Source organism: Variovorax monticola, assembly GCF_051216855.1.
Classification (GTDB): Bacteria; Pseudomonadota; Gammaproteobacteria; order Burkholderiales; family Burkholderiaceae_C; genus Variovorax.
Genome location: NZ_JBPJZP010000007.1, coordinates 365237 through 378796 on the forward strand (window position 1 = coordinate 365237; position 13560 = coordinate 378796).

14 protein-coding genes are annotated in these 13560 nt (G+C 67.1%); 12 read left to right on the forward strand and 2 right to left on the reverse strand.

Translation table 11 applies throughout. The features are described 5' to 3' along the window. Positions 1-14 precede the first annotated feature (14 nt). Genes ACSFA5_RS25790 through ACSFA5_RS25805 form a run of 4 tightly spaced genes read left to right on the forward strand, consistent with a single transcriptional unit; the run spans position 15 to position 4540 of the window. A complete protein-coding gene (locus tag ACSFA5_RS25790; RefSeq protein WP_435446893.1) occupies positions 15-1052 on the forward strand; it encodes an ABC transporter ATP-binding protein in 1038 nt (345 codons plus the stop codon). Continuing rightward, positions 1049-2068 (forward strand): dipeptide ABC transporter ATP-binding protein, encoded by a 1020-nt coding sequence (locus ACSFA5_RS25795; protein WP_435446894.1) that lies wholly within the window; start codon positions 1049-1051, stop codon positions 2066-2068. The genes ACSFA5_RS25790 and ACSFA5_RS25795 overlap by 4 nt, the downstream gene beginning before the upstream one ends. 57 nt (positions 2069-2125) lie before the next feature. Further along, complete coding sequence (locus tag ACSFA5_RS25800) at positions 2126-3757, forward strand: ABC transporter substrate-binding protein (RefSeq protein WP_435446895.1); 1632 nt, start codon at positions 2126-2128, stop codon at positions 3755-3757. Between the two features lie 3 nt (positions 3758-3760). Further along, a complete protein-coding gene (locus ACSFA5_RS25805) occupies positions 3761-4540 on the forward strand; it encodes a 5'-methylthioadenosine/adenosylhomocysteine nucleosidase (protein WP_435446896.1) in 780 nt (259 codons plus the stop codon). Here the strand turns inward: ACSFA5_RS25805 and corA are convergent. Beyond that, positions 4533-5519 carry a magnesium/cobalt transporter CorA gene (gene corA, locus ACSFA5_RS25810; protein ID WP_435446897.1) on the reverse strand — a complete coding sequence of 329 codons (987 nt, stop codon included), beginning with the start codon at positions 5517-5519 and terminating at the stop codon, positions 4533-4535. The genes ACSFA5_RS25805 and corA overlap by 8 nt on opposite strands. Before the next feature lie 224 nt (positions 5520-5743). Here corA and ACSFA5_RS25815 point away from each other — a divergent pair, with 224 nt between their 5' ends. The 4 genes from ACSFA5_RS25815 to hprK all read left to right on the forward strand — a co-directional run bounded on the left by ACSFA5_RS25815 (position 5744) and on the right by hprK (position 10235). Continuing rightward, the gene (locus ACSFA5_RS25815) at positions 5744-7876 is read left to right on the forward strand and encodes an ATP-dependent helicase (protein WP_435446898.1); all 2133 of its coding nucleotides are present in this window, start codon (positions 5744-5746) and stop codon (positions 7874-7876) included. A 322-nt stretch (positions 7877-8198) separates the two neighbouring features. Continuing rightward, the gene (hpf, locus tag ACSFA5_RS25820) at positions 8199-8528 is read left to right on the forward strand and encodes a ribosome hibernation-promoting factor, HPF/YfiA family (RefSeq protein WP_435446899.1); all 330 of its coding nucleotides are present in this window, start codon (positions 8199-8201) and stop codon (positions 8526-8528) included. A 190-nt stretch (positions 8529-8718) separates the two neighbouring features. Continuing rightward, entirely contained in the window at positions 8719-9186 is a 468-nt protein-coding gene (locus ACSFA5_RS25825) for a PTS sugar transporter subunit IIA (protein WP_124458504.1), read from the forward strand. Between the two features lie 95 nt (positions 9187-9281). Beyond that, positions 9282-10235, forward strand: coding sequence for an HPr(Ser) kinase/phosphatase (gene hprK, locus ACSFA5_RS25830; protein WP_108141382.1), 954 nt, complete (start codon positions 9282-9284; stop codon positions 10233-10235). A 21-nt stretch (positions 10236-10256) separates the two neighbouring features. Here the strand turns inward: hprK and fur are convergent, their stop codons facing one another. Then, the gene (gene fur, locus ACSFA5_RS25835; protein ID WP_435446900.1) at positions 10257-10676 is read right to left on the reverse strand and encodes a ferric iron uptake transcriptional regulator; all 420 of its coding nucleotides are present in this window, start codon (positions 10674-10676) and stop codon (positions 10257-10259) included. A 91-nt stretch (positions 10677-10767) separates the two neighbouring features. Between fur and ACSFA5_RS25840 the strand changes: the two genes are divergently transcribed. From ACSFA5_RS25840 to ACSFA5_RS25855, 4 genes are all read left to right on the forward strand, one after another. After that, the gene (locus ACSFA5_RS25840; RefSeq protein ID WP_435446901.1) at positions 10768-11328 is read left to right on the forward strand and encodes an outer membrane protein assembly factor BamE; all 561 of its coding nucleotides are present in this window, start codon (positions 10768-10770) and stop codon (positions 11326-11328) included. Between the two features lie 100 nt (positions 11329-11428). After that, positions 11429-12271 (forward strand): 4-hydroxy-tetrahydrodipicolinate reductase, encoded by an 843-nt coding sequence (dapB, locus tag ACSFA5_RS25845; RefSeq protein WP_435446902.1) that lies wholly within the window; start codon positions 11429-11431, stop codon positions 12269-12271. A gap of 37 nt (positions 12272-12308) precedes the next feature. Beyond that, a complete protein-coding gene (locus tag ACSFA5_RS25850; RefSeq protein ID WP_435446903.1) occupies positions 12309-13004 on the forward strand; it encodes a MotA/TolQ/ExbB proton channel family protein in 696 nt (231 codons plus the stop codon). Positions 13005-13025: 21 nt separating this feature from the next. Beyond that, entirely contained in the window at positions 13026-13496 is a 471-nt protein-coding gene (locus ACSFA5_RS25855) for an ExbD/TolR family protein (RefSeq protein ID WP_435446904.1), read from the forward strand. Positions 13497-13560 lie beyond the last annotated feature (64 nt).

Consider the following 13560-nt stretch of genomic DNA (forward strand, 5'->3'; position numbering starts at 1 on the left):
AAAGGAAAGAAAAGATGCCTTTGCTTGAAATACAAGACCTGCACGTCGAGTTCCCCACGCAAGGCGGCGTGCTGCATGCGGTCGACGGCGTGAGCCTCACGCTCGAAGAGGGCGAGGTGCTGGGCATCGTCGGCGAATCGGGCTCTGGCAAGAGCGTGACGATGATGGCGCTGATGGGCCTCGTCGGCTTTCCGGGCCGCGTGCGCGCGAACCACATGCGCTTCGCGGGCAAGGAGCTGCTCGGCATTTCCGACAAGGCGCGCCGCGCGCTGGTCGGCAAGGAGGTCGCGATGATCTTCCAGGAGCCGACCACCAGCCTGAACCCCTGCTTCACCATCGGTTTCCAGCTGATGGAGACGCTGCGGCTGCACCTGAAGCTCGACAGGCGCGATGCGAAGAAGCGCGCGACCGAGTTGCTGGAGCAGGTCGGCATTCCGGCCGCGTCGTCGCGCCTGGGCAGCTACCCGCACCAGCTGTCGGGCGGCATGAACCAGCGCGTGATGATCGCCATGGCCATCGCCTGCAACCCGCGCCTGCTGATCGCCGACGAGCCGACCACCGCGCTGGACGTGACCATCCAGGCGCAGATCCTCGACCTGCTGCGCGAGCTGCAGAAGGAGCGCGGCATGGCGCTGGTGCTCATCACGCACAACATGGGCGTGGTGAGCGAAATGGCGCAGCGCATCGCCGTGATGTATGCAGGGCAGGTCGTGGAGCACCAGCGCGTGGACCGCCTCTTCGCATCGCCGCAGCATCCGTACACCGAAGCACTGCTGGCTGCGTTGCCCGAGCGCGCCGCGCCCGAGGGGCGGCTCGCCACCATCGGCGGCGTGGTGCCAGGCGTGCACGACCGGCCCGCCGGCTGCCTGTTCGCGCCGCGCTGCGGCTACGTGACCGAGCGCGCCTGCCAGGTGCGCCCGGCACTGCGCGAATGGCAGGGCGCGGGAGCGCAGGCACAGGTGCGCTGTCACTTTCCGCTCGGCGAACCGGGGCGCCTGGCGGCCATCGCGCAAGACCCGCCGAAGCAGCAGGCGGTCGAGGTGCCGTCATGAGCGACGCATCGACCGACGTGGTCGTCGAGGCGACCAACCTCCAGCGCACCTACGACATCCGCCGCGGCCTGTTCCGCGCACCGGCGCACCTGCGCGCGGTGGGCGACATCTCGTTTCGCATCGAGCGCGGCCGCACGCTGGCCGTGGTCGGCGAATCGGGCTGCGGCAAGTCGACGCTGGCGCGCATGGTCGCGCTGATCGAGACGCCCACGGCGGGCCGGCTCACGTTGATCGGCGCCGATGCCGTGAACCCGCCGCCCGAGCGCAAGCGCGAGCTGCGCCAGGCCGTGCAGCTGGTGTTCCAGAACCCCTACGGCTCGCTCAATCCGCGCAAGAAGATCTCGGCCGTGCTCGAAGACCCGCTGGCCGTCAACACCACGCTGGGCAAGACCGAGCGCGCCGCCAGGGCCCGCGACATGCTCGCGCGCGTGGGCCTGCGGCCCGAGCACGCCAGCCGCTATCCGCACATGTTCTCGGGCGGGCAGCGCCAGCGCATTGCCATTGCACGCGCGCTGATGCTGTCGCCGCGCCTGCTGGTGGCCGACGAGCCGGTGTCGGCGCTCGACGTGTCCATTCAGGCCCAGGTGCTGAACCTGCTGGCCGACCTGCAGGCCGAGCTGGGCCTGGCGTATCTCTTCATCTCGCACGACCTCGGCGTGGTGCGCCACATTGCGCACGACGTGCTCGTGATGTACCTGGGCCATGCGGTGGAGCAGGGCCCGAAGTCGCGCATCTTCGCGCGGCCGCTGCATCCGTACACGCAGGCGCTGCTGGCCTCGACGCCGGGGCTCGGCAGCCAGCGCATCGTGCTCAAGGGCGAGCTGCCGTCGCCGCTGAATCCGCCCGCAGGCTGCGTGTTCAACACGCGCTGCGCGCACGTGGCGCCGCGCTGCCGTGAAGAGCGGCCGCTGCCGCGCATGCTCGACGAGCGGATGGTGGCCTGCCACTTCTCGGAAAAGTTTCTTGGCGGCGTGCCGGTGGTGCGCGCCGATGTGCCGATGGTGACGAGTTCCTAGCGTTCGCCTGTTCCCCGTTTTCTCAACCGTGTTTCAACCGTGCCTCAAGGAGTCCACATGACGACCCAGTCCACCGTTTCGCGCCGCTCACGAAGCCTGGCGCTCCTGGCACCGACAGCGCTCGCTGCCTTGACCCTGGCCTGCGGCGCCGTGTCCGCCAAGACGCTGGTGTATTGCTCGGAAGGCAGCCCCGAGAATTTCTATCCGGGCATGAACACCACCGGCACCTCGTTCGACGTGACCACACAGGTCTACAACACCATCGTCGAGTTCGAGCGCGGCGGCACCAAGGTCGTGCCGGGCCTGGCCGAGAAGTGGGACATCTCCGCCGACGGCACGCAGTACACCTTCCACCTGCGCAAGGGCGTGAAGTGGCACAGCACCAGCAAGAGCTTCAAGCCCACGCGCGACTTCAACGCCGACGACTTCATCTTCATGCTCGAGCGCCAGTGGAAGGAGAGCGACCCCTTCTTCAAGGTCACGAGCCAGAACCACTCGTACTTCAACGACATGGGCATGCCCAAGCTGCTGAAGACGGTGGACCGCGTGGACGACTACACGGTGAAGATCGTGCTCAACCAACCCGAGGCGCCGTTTCTCGCGAACCTGGCCATGCAGTACGCGGGCATCCAGTCGAAGGAGTACGCCATCGCGATGCTGAAGGCCGGCACGCCCGAGAAGGTCGACCAGGACCCGATCGGCACCGGCCCCTTCTACCTCGTGCAATACCAGAAGGACGCGATCATCCGCTTCAAGGCCTTTCCGCAGTACTGGGGCGGCAAGGCGAAGATCGACGACCTCGTGTTCGCGATCACGCCCGATGCGTCGGTGCGCTGGGCCAAGCTGCAAAAGGGTGAATGCCACGTCATGCCGTACCCCAACCCGGCCGACCTCGACGCGATCCGCAAGGACCGGAACGTGCAGGTGCTGGAGCAGCCCGGCCTGAACGTGGGCTACCTGTCGTTCAACACCACGAAGAAGCCCTTCGACGACGTGCGCGTGCGCAAGGCCGTGAGCATGGCGATCAACAAGAAGGCCATCATCGACGGCGTGTACCTGTCGACCGGCGTGGCCGCGAAGAACCCGATTCCGCCGAGCATGTGGTCCTACAACGACGCGGTGAAGGACGACCCGTACGACCCCGAGGCCGCGAAGAAGCTGCTGGAGCAGGCCGGCTTTCCCGACGGCTTTTCCACCGACCTGTGGGCCATGCCCGTGCAGCGCCCGTACAACCCGAACGCCAAGCGCATCGCCGAGCTGATGCAGGCCGACCTGGCCAAGATCAACGTGAAGGCCGAGATCAAGAGCTTCGAGTGGGGCGAGTACCGCAAGCGCCTGCAGGCCGGCGAGCACCAGATGGGCATGATGGGCTGGACCGGCGACAACGGCGACCCGGACAACTTTCTCTACACGCTGCTGGGCTGCGCCTCGGCCAAGTCGGCCAGCGGCAGCAATGTGTCGAAGTTCTGCTACCAGCCGTACGAAGACCTCGTGGTGAAGGCCAAGAGCACGACCAGGCAGGCCGACCGCGATGCGCTGTACAAGAAGGCGCAGGTCATCTTCAAGGAGCAGGCGCCGTGGTTCACCATCGCGCACGCGGTGCAGCTGAAGCCGGTGCGCAAGGAAGTGGTCGACTTCAAGCTGAGCCCGTTCGGGCGCCATACGTTCTACGGCGTGGACATGAAGTAAGCCATGGCCGCACCCGTCGCCATCGTTGCGGCCATGCATGAGGAGTTGGGCGCGCTGCTCGCGCAGATGCCCGACGAGCAGCGCGTGCGTGTCGCGGGGCGCGACTTCTGGGTCGGTCATCTGCACGGCCAGCCGGTCGTGGCGGTGCTGTCGCGCATCGGCAAGGTCGCGGCGGCGGTCACGGCCACGGTGCTGCTCGAGCGCTTCGGCGTGCGGGCCATCGTGTTCACCGGTGTCGCGGGCGGACTGGCGCCGGGCGTGAATGTGGGCGACGTGGTGGTGGCGACAGCGCTGCTGCAGCACGACATGGACGCCTCGCCGATCTTTCCGAAGCACGAGGTGCCGTTGATGGGGCTGTCGCGCTTTGCGGCGGACGCTGCGATCAGCGACGCACTGTCGGATGTCGTCGCGGGCGTGCTGCGCGACCCGGTGGCGTTGATCGGGCAGGCGGGCGTCGACGAGTTCGGCCTGTGGTCGCCGAAGGTGCACCGCGGCCTGCTGGTGAGCGGCGACCGCTTCGTGTCGACGACGGCCGAGAGCGCGGCGCTGCAGCGCGACCTGCCCGACGCGCTGGCCGTCGAGATGGAAGGCGCGGCGGTGGCGCAGGTGTGCCACGACTACGGCGTGCCCTTCGCGGCCATGCGCACGATTTCCGACCGGGCCGACGACGCGGCGCATGGCGACTTCGCGCGCTTCGTCGCCGTGGTCGCGAGCCGCTACAGCCTGGCGCTGGTCGGCGCGTGGCTGGCCACGCTGCCTGCTGCCGACAGCGCGGCTACTTGAGCCAGCCGCGCCGGCGGAAGTACCACATCGGCCCCAGCGCGCTCGCCGCCATCAGCACGAGGGCGTAGGGATAGCCCATGGACCAGTCCAGCTCGGGCATGAACTTGAAGTTCATGCCGTAGATGCTCGCGATCAGCGTGGGCGGCAGCAGCGCCACGCTGGCCACCGAGAAGATCTTGATGGTCTTGTTCTGGTTGATGTTGATGAAGCCGACGGTCGCATCCATCAGGAAGTTGATCTTGTCGAACAGGAAGGCCGTGTGGTTGTCCAGCGACTCGATGTCGCGCAGGATCTGGCGCGCTTCCTCGAACTGCTCGGCGTTGAGCATCTTGCTGCGCATCATGAAGCTCACGGCGCGGCGCGTGTCCATCACGTTGCGGCGGATGCGCCCGTTCAAGTCTTCCTGCCGCGCGATGAGGCCGAGCACTTCGCCGGCCAGCTCGTCGGTGACGTTGCCCGAGAGCACCTTCTTGCCCGCCACTTCGAGCTCGTCGTAGATGTTCTCCAGCGTGTCGGCCGAGTACTCGGCGTCGGCGTCGAAGAGCTTGAGCATCACTTCTTTCGCGTCTTCGATCAGCCCCGGCGCGCGGCGCGCGCGCATGCGCAGCAGGCGGAACACGGGCACGTCCTCGTCGTGGATCGAGAACAGCACGCCGCGACTGCGCAGGTCGGAGTTGTGCTGGTTCAGGATGAAGGCCACGCGAACGGTGCGGGGGTCTTCGTCGTCGTCGATCAAGAAGTCGGAGCGGATGTGCAGCTCGCCGTTGTCTTCTTCATAGAAGCGGGCCGATTCCTCGATGTCCTCGTCCATCGCGTCTTCGGGAATCGACAGGCCGTAGTACTGCTTGATCCAGCGTTTTTCTTCGAGCGTGGGCGACTCAAGGTCCACCCAGATCGGCTGGAACTTGGAGAGCTCTTCGAGCGACTCGATCTCTTCCTGAACGAGGCGGCCGTTGGCGAGCGTAAAGATGTTGAGCATGGGCTCACTCCCGGGTGTGACTGGAAACGTGGGGCGGGGGAGGGGCGCTTTCAATTCCCGGGCCCGACGCGCGCGAAAAACGTGTCAGTGAAAGGGAGTTGAAAGCTGCCGAGACGGGGCGGTTTCCATGGGAAGAATCTCTGGTTGCAGCGAGGCGCGATTATGTCACCGGCCATATGACGGCCGACGGCCGGACTGGACAGGCATACAGTAAAGTCGGGCGCATGCAGACCGCTGCGCCCCTTGCTTTTCCCGCCGCGCCGAAGACCCAGGCCGAGCGCCTGGCCGCCGCGCTGTCCATGCTCAACGAGGCGCAGCGCGCGGCGGTCGAGCACGGCGTGGGCGCCGCCATCGGTGATGCCGCCACCGAGCGCGACGAACGTCCGCTGCTCGTCATTGCCGGCGCCGGTTCGGGCAAGACCAGCACGCTGGCGCACCGCGTGGCGCACCTCATTGCCGGCGGCGTCGATCCGCAGCGCTTGCTGCTGTTGACCTTCTCGCGCCGGGCCGCGCAGGAAATGGAACGCCGCGCCGGCCAGGTGCTGGCCAGGGTGCTCGGGCTGAAGTCCGAAGCGCCGCCCGTGCTGCCATGGGCCGGCACCTTCCACGGCGTCGGCGCGCGGCTGCTGCGCGAATATGCCCCGCAGATCGGGCTGGACGAGAACTTCACCATCCACGACCGCGGCGACGCTGAAGACCTGATGGGGTGGGTGCGCCATGAACTCGGGCTGTCGTCCACCGTGAACCGCTTTCCGCGCAAGGGCACCTGCCTGTCGATCTACTCGCGCTGCGTGAACACGCGCGCGCCGCTGGCGCAGGTATTGAAGGAATCTTTTCCCTGGTGCGCCGAGTGGGAGGCCGAACTCAAGAAGCTGTTCGGCGGCTACGTCGAGGCCAAGCAGCAGCAGAACGTGCTCGACTACGACGACCTGCTGCTCTATTGGGCCGAAATGGCCGCCGAGCCCGCGCTGGCCGCGCAGATGGGCGCACGCTTCGACCATGTGCTGATCGACGAATACCAGGACACCAACCTGCTGCAGGCGTCGATCCTGCTGGGGCTCAAGCCCGACGGGCGCGGCGTGACGGTGGTGGGCGACGACGCGCAGTCGATCTATTCGTTTCGCGGCGCCACGGTGCGCAACATCCTCGACTTTCCCTCGCAGTTCACGCAGCAAGCCCGCGTGGTCACGCTGGAGCGCAACTACCGCTCGACGCAGCCGATCCTCGACGTGTCGAACCGCGTGATCGCGCAGGCGGCCGAGCGCCACGCCAAGACGCTGTGGACCGACAAGCCCTCGGCCGGCAAGCCGGTGCTGGTGCTCGTGGCGGACGAAGCGGGGCAGGCGCGCTGGGTGGCCGACAAGGTGTTGGCGCACCGCGAGGGCGGGCTCGCGCTGAAGTCGCAGGCGGTGCTGTTTCGCACCTCCTCGCACAGCGCGGGCCTCGAGCTGGAGCTGGCGCGGCGCAACATTCCGTTCGTGAAATTCGGCGGACTCAAGTTCCTGGAAGCCTCGCACGTGAAAGACCTGCTCGCGGTGCTGCGCTTTGCACAAAACCCGCGCGGGCGCATGGCGGGCTTTCGCGTGACGCAGCTCATTCCGGGCATCGGGCCCGCCACGGGTGCGCGGCTGCTGGATGCGATGGACAAGGCGACCGACCCGGCGGCGGCGGTGCGCGACTTCGTACCGCCTTCCGCCGCGCGCGCGCAGTGGGCCGAGTTCGCCGACGCGTATGCGGCCCTGCGCGCGCCGTCGCTGCCCTGGCCGGCCGACGTGGAGGTGGCGGTGAACTGGTACCTGCCGCACCTGGAGCGGCTGTACGAGGACACCTCCGGCGTGCGGCGCGCCGACGTGGAGCAGCTGGCGCGGCTGGCCGCGGGGTACGGCTCGCGCGAGCGCTTCCTGACCGAACTCACGCTCGATCCGCCCGAGGCCACCAGCGACCGCCCGGGCCCGCCGTTGCTCGACGAGGACTACCTGATCCTCTCGACCATCCACTCGGCCAAGGGGCAGGAGTGGAATTCGGTGCACGTGCTCAACGTGGTCGACGGCTGCATGCCGGCCGACGTGGCACAGGGCGCGCAAGAGCTGGAGGAAGAGCGTCGGCTGCTCTACGTGGCCATGACGCGGGCGCGCGACCACCTGCACCTGCTGGTGCCGCAGCGCTTCCACATCACGCAGCAGGCGGCGCGCGGCGACCGCCACCTGTACGCCAACCGCACGCGCTTCATCGCAGACGCCGACCTCGCGGGCTTCGAGCATCAGACCTGGCCGCCCCCGCCGGAACGTGCGCCCGCGGTGCCGCCGCCGAGCGCGGTGATCGACCTGCGCAACCGGATGCGCGCGGCCTGGCGCTGAAACCGGCTGGCCCTGTCGGCGGGAGGGACACCGGGTTTTTCGCCCTGACACACATCTGCGCAAAAAGCCTGCGAGGCCTGCCCCGCGCGCGTGCATTGCTATGGATTGATGAGCATGTGAAAAGCTGCGCCAAAGGCAGCCAGCGCTGCGGGCAACCCTGGTATTGCAATACCGTGACAGCTTGGGCATAGTGAATTGACTGCTTCAACTTCTGTCTCATTTCTCTTCTTCTCCCCCCGTCTCCCACGCACACCAGTTCCCCGGCCGCGTTTCATTCCGGAGCGCGGTCATTTCCCCAACCGTCAATTCCAGGAGGTCATTCATGAATTTGACGATCAGCGGCCATCACCTCGACGTCACACCTGCCTTGCGGACCTATGTCACAAGCAAGCTGGACCGGATCACCCGGCATTTCGACCAGGTGGTCGATGTGAAGGTGATCCTCACGGTGGAAAAGCAGAAGGAAAAGGAACGCCGCCAAAGGGCGGAATGCAACATCCACGTCAAGGGCAGCGACATGTTCGCCGAAGCTAGCCACGCTGATCTCTACGCCGCGGTCGACGACCTGGTCGACAAGCTGGACCGCCAGGTGGTGCGCCACAAGGACCGCCTGCAGGATCACCATCACGCCGCGCCCAAGCGCCTGATGTAAACCGGGCGCCTCGCGCTCCACCCACAGAGCCGCCCCCGGGCGGCTTTTTGTTTTCCGACTGCCGCGCAAGGGCTTTGGCAAGCATCTCAGGCTCCAAGGGGCCTGCGGGCAACATGTAGATAAAAAGTAAGTAGAGGGACTGGGGGTTTTTACCAAGCGGGTGCATAATCGCCCCCGCCCTGCACCCACCATGAATCGCCTCGCGTCCATCCTGCCGCCCGCTCAAGTGCTCGTGAGCGTTGACGCCACCAGCAAGAAACGTGCTTTCGAAGAAGCAGGTCTGCTGTTCGAAAGCCTTCACGGCTTGGGCCGCGCCCTCATCACCGACAGCCTGTTTGCGCGCGAGCGCCTCGGCTCCACCGGCCTCGGCCACGGCGTTGCCATTCCGCATGGCCGCATCAAGGGCCTCAAGGCGCCGATGGCCGCCGTGTTCCAGTTGGCCAATCCCATCGGTTTCGACGCACCCGACGAGCAACCTGTCGCGCTGCTGATCTTCCTGCTGGTGCCCGAAGCGGCCACGCAGAAGCACCTCGAAATCCTGTCTGAAATCGCCGAGCTGCTGAGCGACGCCAGCCTGCGCGAACAGATCAAGTCCAGCACCGACGCGGCCGTCCTGCACGGCCTGATCGCCGGCTGGCAATCCACTCAAGTCGCCTGAGCGCATGCGTCGGCACGCGCGGCTGCTGATAAGCTGCGCGGCTCTCTCCGTCACTCCAACGCAATGCTGGCGCCCGTGCGCCGGCGCCTGAATGCATGAAGCCGACCGTCATCAGTGCCGATGCCATGTTCGAGGAGTTCCGCGGCTCGCTCCGCTGGGAGTGGCTCGCAGGGCTTGGCGCGTCAGAACGCCAGTTCGACCCCGAGGTCATCAGCCGCGCGCAATCGGCGGCCGACCTGGTCGGCTACCTCAACTACATCCACCCGTACCGCGTGCAAATTTTGGGCGCCCGCGAGGTGGCCTACCTGACGCGCGGCAGCCCCGAAGACTGCGCCCGGCGCATTGCCCGCATCGTCACGCTGGAGCCGCCGATGCTGGTGCTGGCCGACGGCCAGGCCGCGCCGGACGAGCTGCTGTCGATCTGCGAGCGTGCCCAGCTGCCGCTCTTTGCCACGCGCGAGTCGTCGGCGTTCGTGATCGACCTGCTGCGCGCCTACCTGTCCAAGCACTTCGCCGAGCGCACCTCGATGCACGGCGTGTTCATGGACATCCTGGGCATGGGCGTGATGATCACGGGCGAGTCGGGCCTGGGCAAGAGCGAACTCGGGCTGGAACTGATCTCGCGCGGCAATGGCCTGGTGGCCGACGACGCGGTCGACCTGTACCGCATCAACCAGAACACCATCGAAGGACGCTGCCCCGACCTGCTGCTGAACCTGCTGGAGGTGCGCGGGATCGGCCTGCTGGACATCCGCGCGATCTTCGGCGAGACGGCGGTGCGCCGCAAGATGCGGCTCAAGCTCATCGTGCACCTGGTGCGCCGCGACAGCTTCGAGCGAGACTACGAGCGGATGCCCTCGGCGCCGCTCACCCAGGACGTGCTGGGCATTCCGGTGCGCAAGGTGATCATCCAGGTGGTGGCGGGGCGCAACATCGCCGTGCTGGTGGAGGCGGCGGTGCGCAATTCGATCCTGCAGCTGCGCGGGATCGACACCTACGCCGATTTCGTGGCGCGCCATCACAAGGCAATGGAAACCGGCCAGGACTGACGCGGCTTCGACTGAGCGGCTTCAGCGTTTCTTGACGCAGTCTCCGCAAAGACCGTAGAGCGACATGGCGTGGTCCTGCAGGATCCAGCCCTTGTCCTTGGAGATCATCTGCTGGCGGCGCTCGATCTCGGCGTCGTAGAACTCCTCGACCTTGCCGCACGAGGTGCAGATCAGGTGGTCGTGGTGCGTGCCTTCGTTCAATTCGTAGACCGCCTTGCCGCTTTCGAAGTGGCTGCGTTCGAGGATGCCGGCCTGCTCGAACTGCGTCAGCACGCGGTAGACCGTGGCCAGGCCGATGTCGGAGCGTTCGTTGAGCAGCACGCGGAACACGTCTTCCGCCGTCATGTGCCGTTGGCTGCCGGTCTGGAAGATCTCGAGGATCTTCAGGCGTGGCAGTGTGGCCTTGAGGCCGGTGTTCTTGAGTTCTTCGATGTTGGCCATGTTGGTTCCTGCGCCCTGGGCTGCGGCAAAGGCCCCGGAAAAGGGGCAGCCGCTACAATGGCCGATCATATCGCTACCCCCTTTTCCTCCCATGCCTGCCATTCTCCAACGCCGTTCCTGGCTGCTGGTCGCCGCCGTGGCCGCCACGCTCTGCCTCGGTGCCTGCAGCGGTTTCAGCGATCGCACGCGCAGCGCGCTGTCTGCGGTCACGCCCTACAAGGTCGAAGTGGTGCAGGGCAATTTCGTGTCGAAGGAGCAGGTCGCGGCGCTCAAGCCCGGCATGTCGCGCCAGCAGGTGCGTGAAATCCTCGGCACCTCGCTGTTGAGCGACGTTTTCCATACCAACCGCTGGGATTACGTGTTCACCATCCGCCGCCAGGGCGTCGAACCGCAGGAGCGCCACCTGACGGTGTTCTTCAACGGCGAACTGATGGACCGCTTCGAGGGCGACGAGATGCCGAGCGAAGAAGACTTCGTCGCCACGCTCGACACCCGCAAGAAATCCGGCAAGGTGCCCTCGCTCGAGGCGTCGGAAAACGACCTCAAGAAGTTCGCGCCTTCCAAGGACGAGAAAAAAGCCGACACCGCCGACGCGCAGGCCTCGCTCCCGCCACTGCCGGCCGCCTACCCCCCGCTTGAAGCCGCGCGCTGAAACGCGCCAGCAGCCAGACAGACAGCCGTAGCGGGCGGCGCCCGCCGAGCCAGGCAGTGCCCGTCCCGTGTTCCCCGTGTTTTTGCATGACTGAATCCGCGTGACCGAATCCACTTCCGCCTCCTCCCCTTCCGCTTCGGGCGCGCGCCGCATCGCCATTGCCGGCGCATCGGGCCGCATGGGCCACATGCTGATCGAGGCCGTGCGCAACACGCCCGACCTGCGCCTGGCCGGCGCACTCGACATCGCAGCCAGCCCGGCCCTGGGCACCGACGCCGGCGCCTTCCTGGGCTTCGACAGCGGCGTGTCCATCGTGTCCGACCTGCGTGCCGGCCTGAAGGATGCGCAGGTGCTCATCGACTTCACCCGCCCCGAAGGCACGCTCGCGCACCTCGCGGTGTGCCGTGAACTCGGCGTGCAGGCGGTCATCGGCACCACCGGCTTCAGCGACGAGCAGAAGGCCGAGATCGCCGAAATCGCCAAGGACATCGCGATCATGATGGCGCCCAACATGAGCGTGGGCGTCAACGTCACCTTCAAGCTGCTCGAGATGGCGGCCAAGGCCATGTCTAGCGGCTACGACATCGAGATCATCGAGGCGCACCACCGCCACAAGGTCGACGCGCCCTCGGGCACCGCGCTCAAGATGGGCGAGGTGATCGCCGACGCGCTGGGCCGCGACCTGAAGGAATGCGCCGTGTACGCGCGCGAAGGCATCACCGGCGAGCGCGACCCCTCGACCATCGGCTTCTCGGCCATTCGCGGCGGCGACATCGTGGGCGACCACACCGTGCTGTTCGCCGGCACGGGCGAACGCATCGAAATCACCCACAAGTCGTCGAGCCGCGTCACCTACGCCCAGGGCAGCCTGCGCGCGGTGCGCTTCCTGGCCGGGCAGCGCGCCGGCCTGTTCGACATGTACGACGTGCTCGGTCTTCGCTGAAGACGTGCTGGGTCTTCGCTAAACCAAAGGACCGCCGATGAGCGTGCTCGAACTGCTGACCCATGGCGACGGCGTCAGCCGTTCGGTGGCCGCGCTGCTGCTCGCGATGTCGATCGCGAGCTGGGTCATCATTCTCTGGAAGGCCTGGCTGCTGCGCGGCGGCACGCGCGACGTGCTGCGCAGCATCGCGGCGTTCTGGCAGTCGTCCACGCTGGCCGACGCAGAGCACAAGCTCAAGGGCTTCGACAAGGCCATGCTCGTTTCGCCCGCTGTGTCTGCCATCAAGAGCGCCGCCGCCGGTGCGCCGGCCGGCACGCTGGGCGCCACGGTCGAGCGCAACCAGCGGCTCACGCGCGTCCTGCGCGACGCCCTGCACGGCGCACTGCGGCGGCTGCAGGCGGGCCAGATCCTGCTTGCCACGGTCGGCGCCACCGCGCCTTTCGTCGGCCTGCTGGGCACGGTGTGGGGCATCTACGGCGCGCTGTCGGGCATTGCGGGCCAGACGGGCGGCTTCACCATCGACAAGGTGGCCGGCCCCGTCGGCGAGGCGCTGGTCATGACGGCCTTCGGCCTGGCCGTGGCCATTCCGGCCGTGCTGGCCTACAACGTGTTCGGCCGCGTCATCGGCCGCATCGAAGCCGAGCTCGAAGGCTTCGCGCACGACCTGCTGGGCAGCTTCGGCACCGCGCCGGCACCGGCAGCGCCGCCGCCCGCGCGGCCAATGCCGGTTTAGGCAGGCAAGGCACGCCGCACCATGGCCTTCGGACGCACATCATTGGGCAGCAGCGCCGGCGGCGGCGGGCGGGCCATGGGCGCGGGCGCGCAGCGGCCACTGTCCGACATCAACGTGACGCCGCTGGTCGACGTGATGCTGGTGCTGCTGGTGATCTTCATCATCACCGCGCCGCTGATGGCCAGTTCGATCAAGCTCGACCTGCCGCAGACCGACGCAGGCCAGCCCAATGACGCGCCCAAGTTCGTGAGCCTGGCGGTCGATGCCGCGGGCAAGGTCTTTCTCAACGACCAGCCCGTGACCGACGAAGAACTTGCCGCCCGCCTCGAAAAGGCCGCGGCCGACAGCAAGGACACCGAGGTGCAGCTGCGCGCCGACCAGACCGTGCCCTACGGCAAGGTGGTGGCGCTGATGGGCATCGCGAACAAGGCGGGGCTGAGCCGCATCGGGTTCGTGACAGAGGCAGCAGCGGCCGCCGAAAAGCCGCGCTGACCCCTGTCTTGGTCTTGCCCCTTCCCCTTCCGGGGGAAGGTTGGGATGGGGGCAAGCGGCGTTC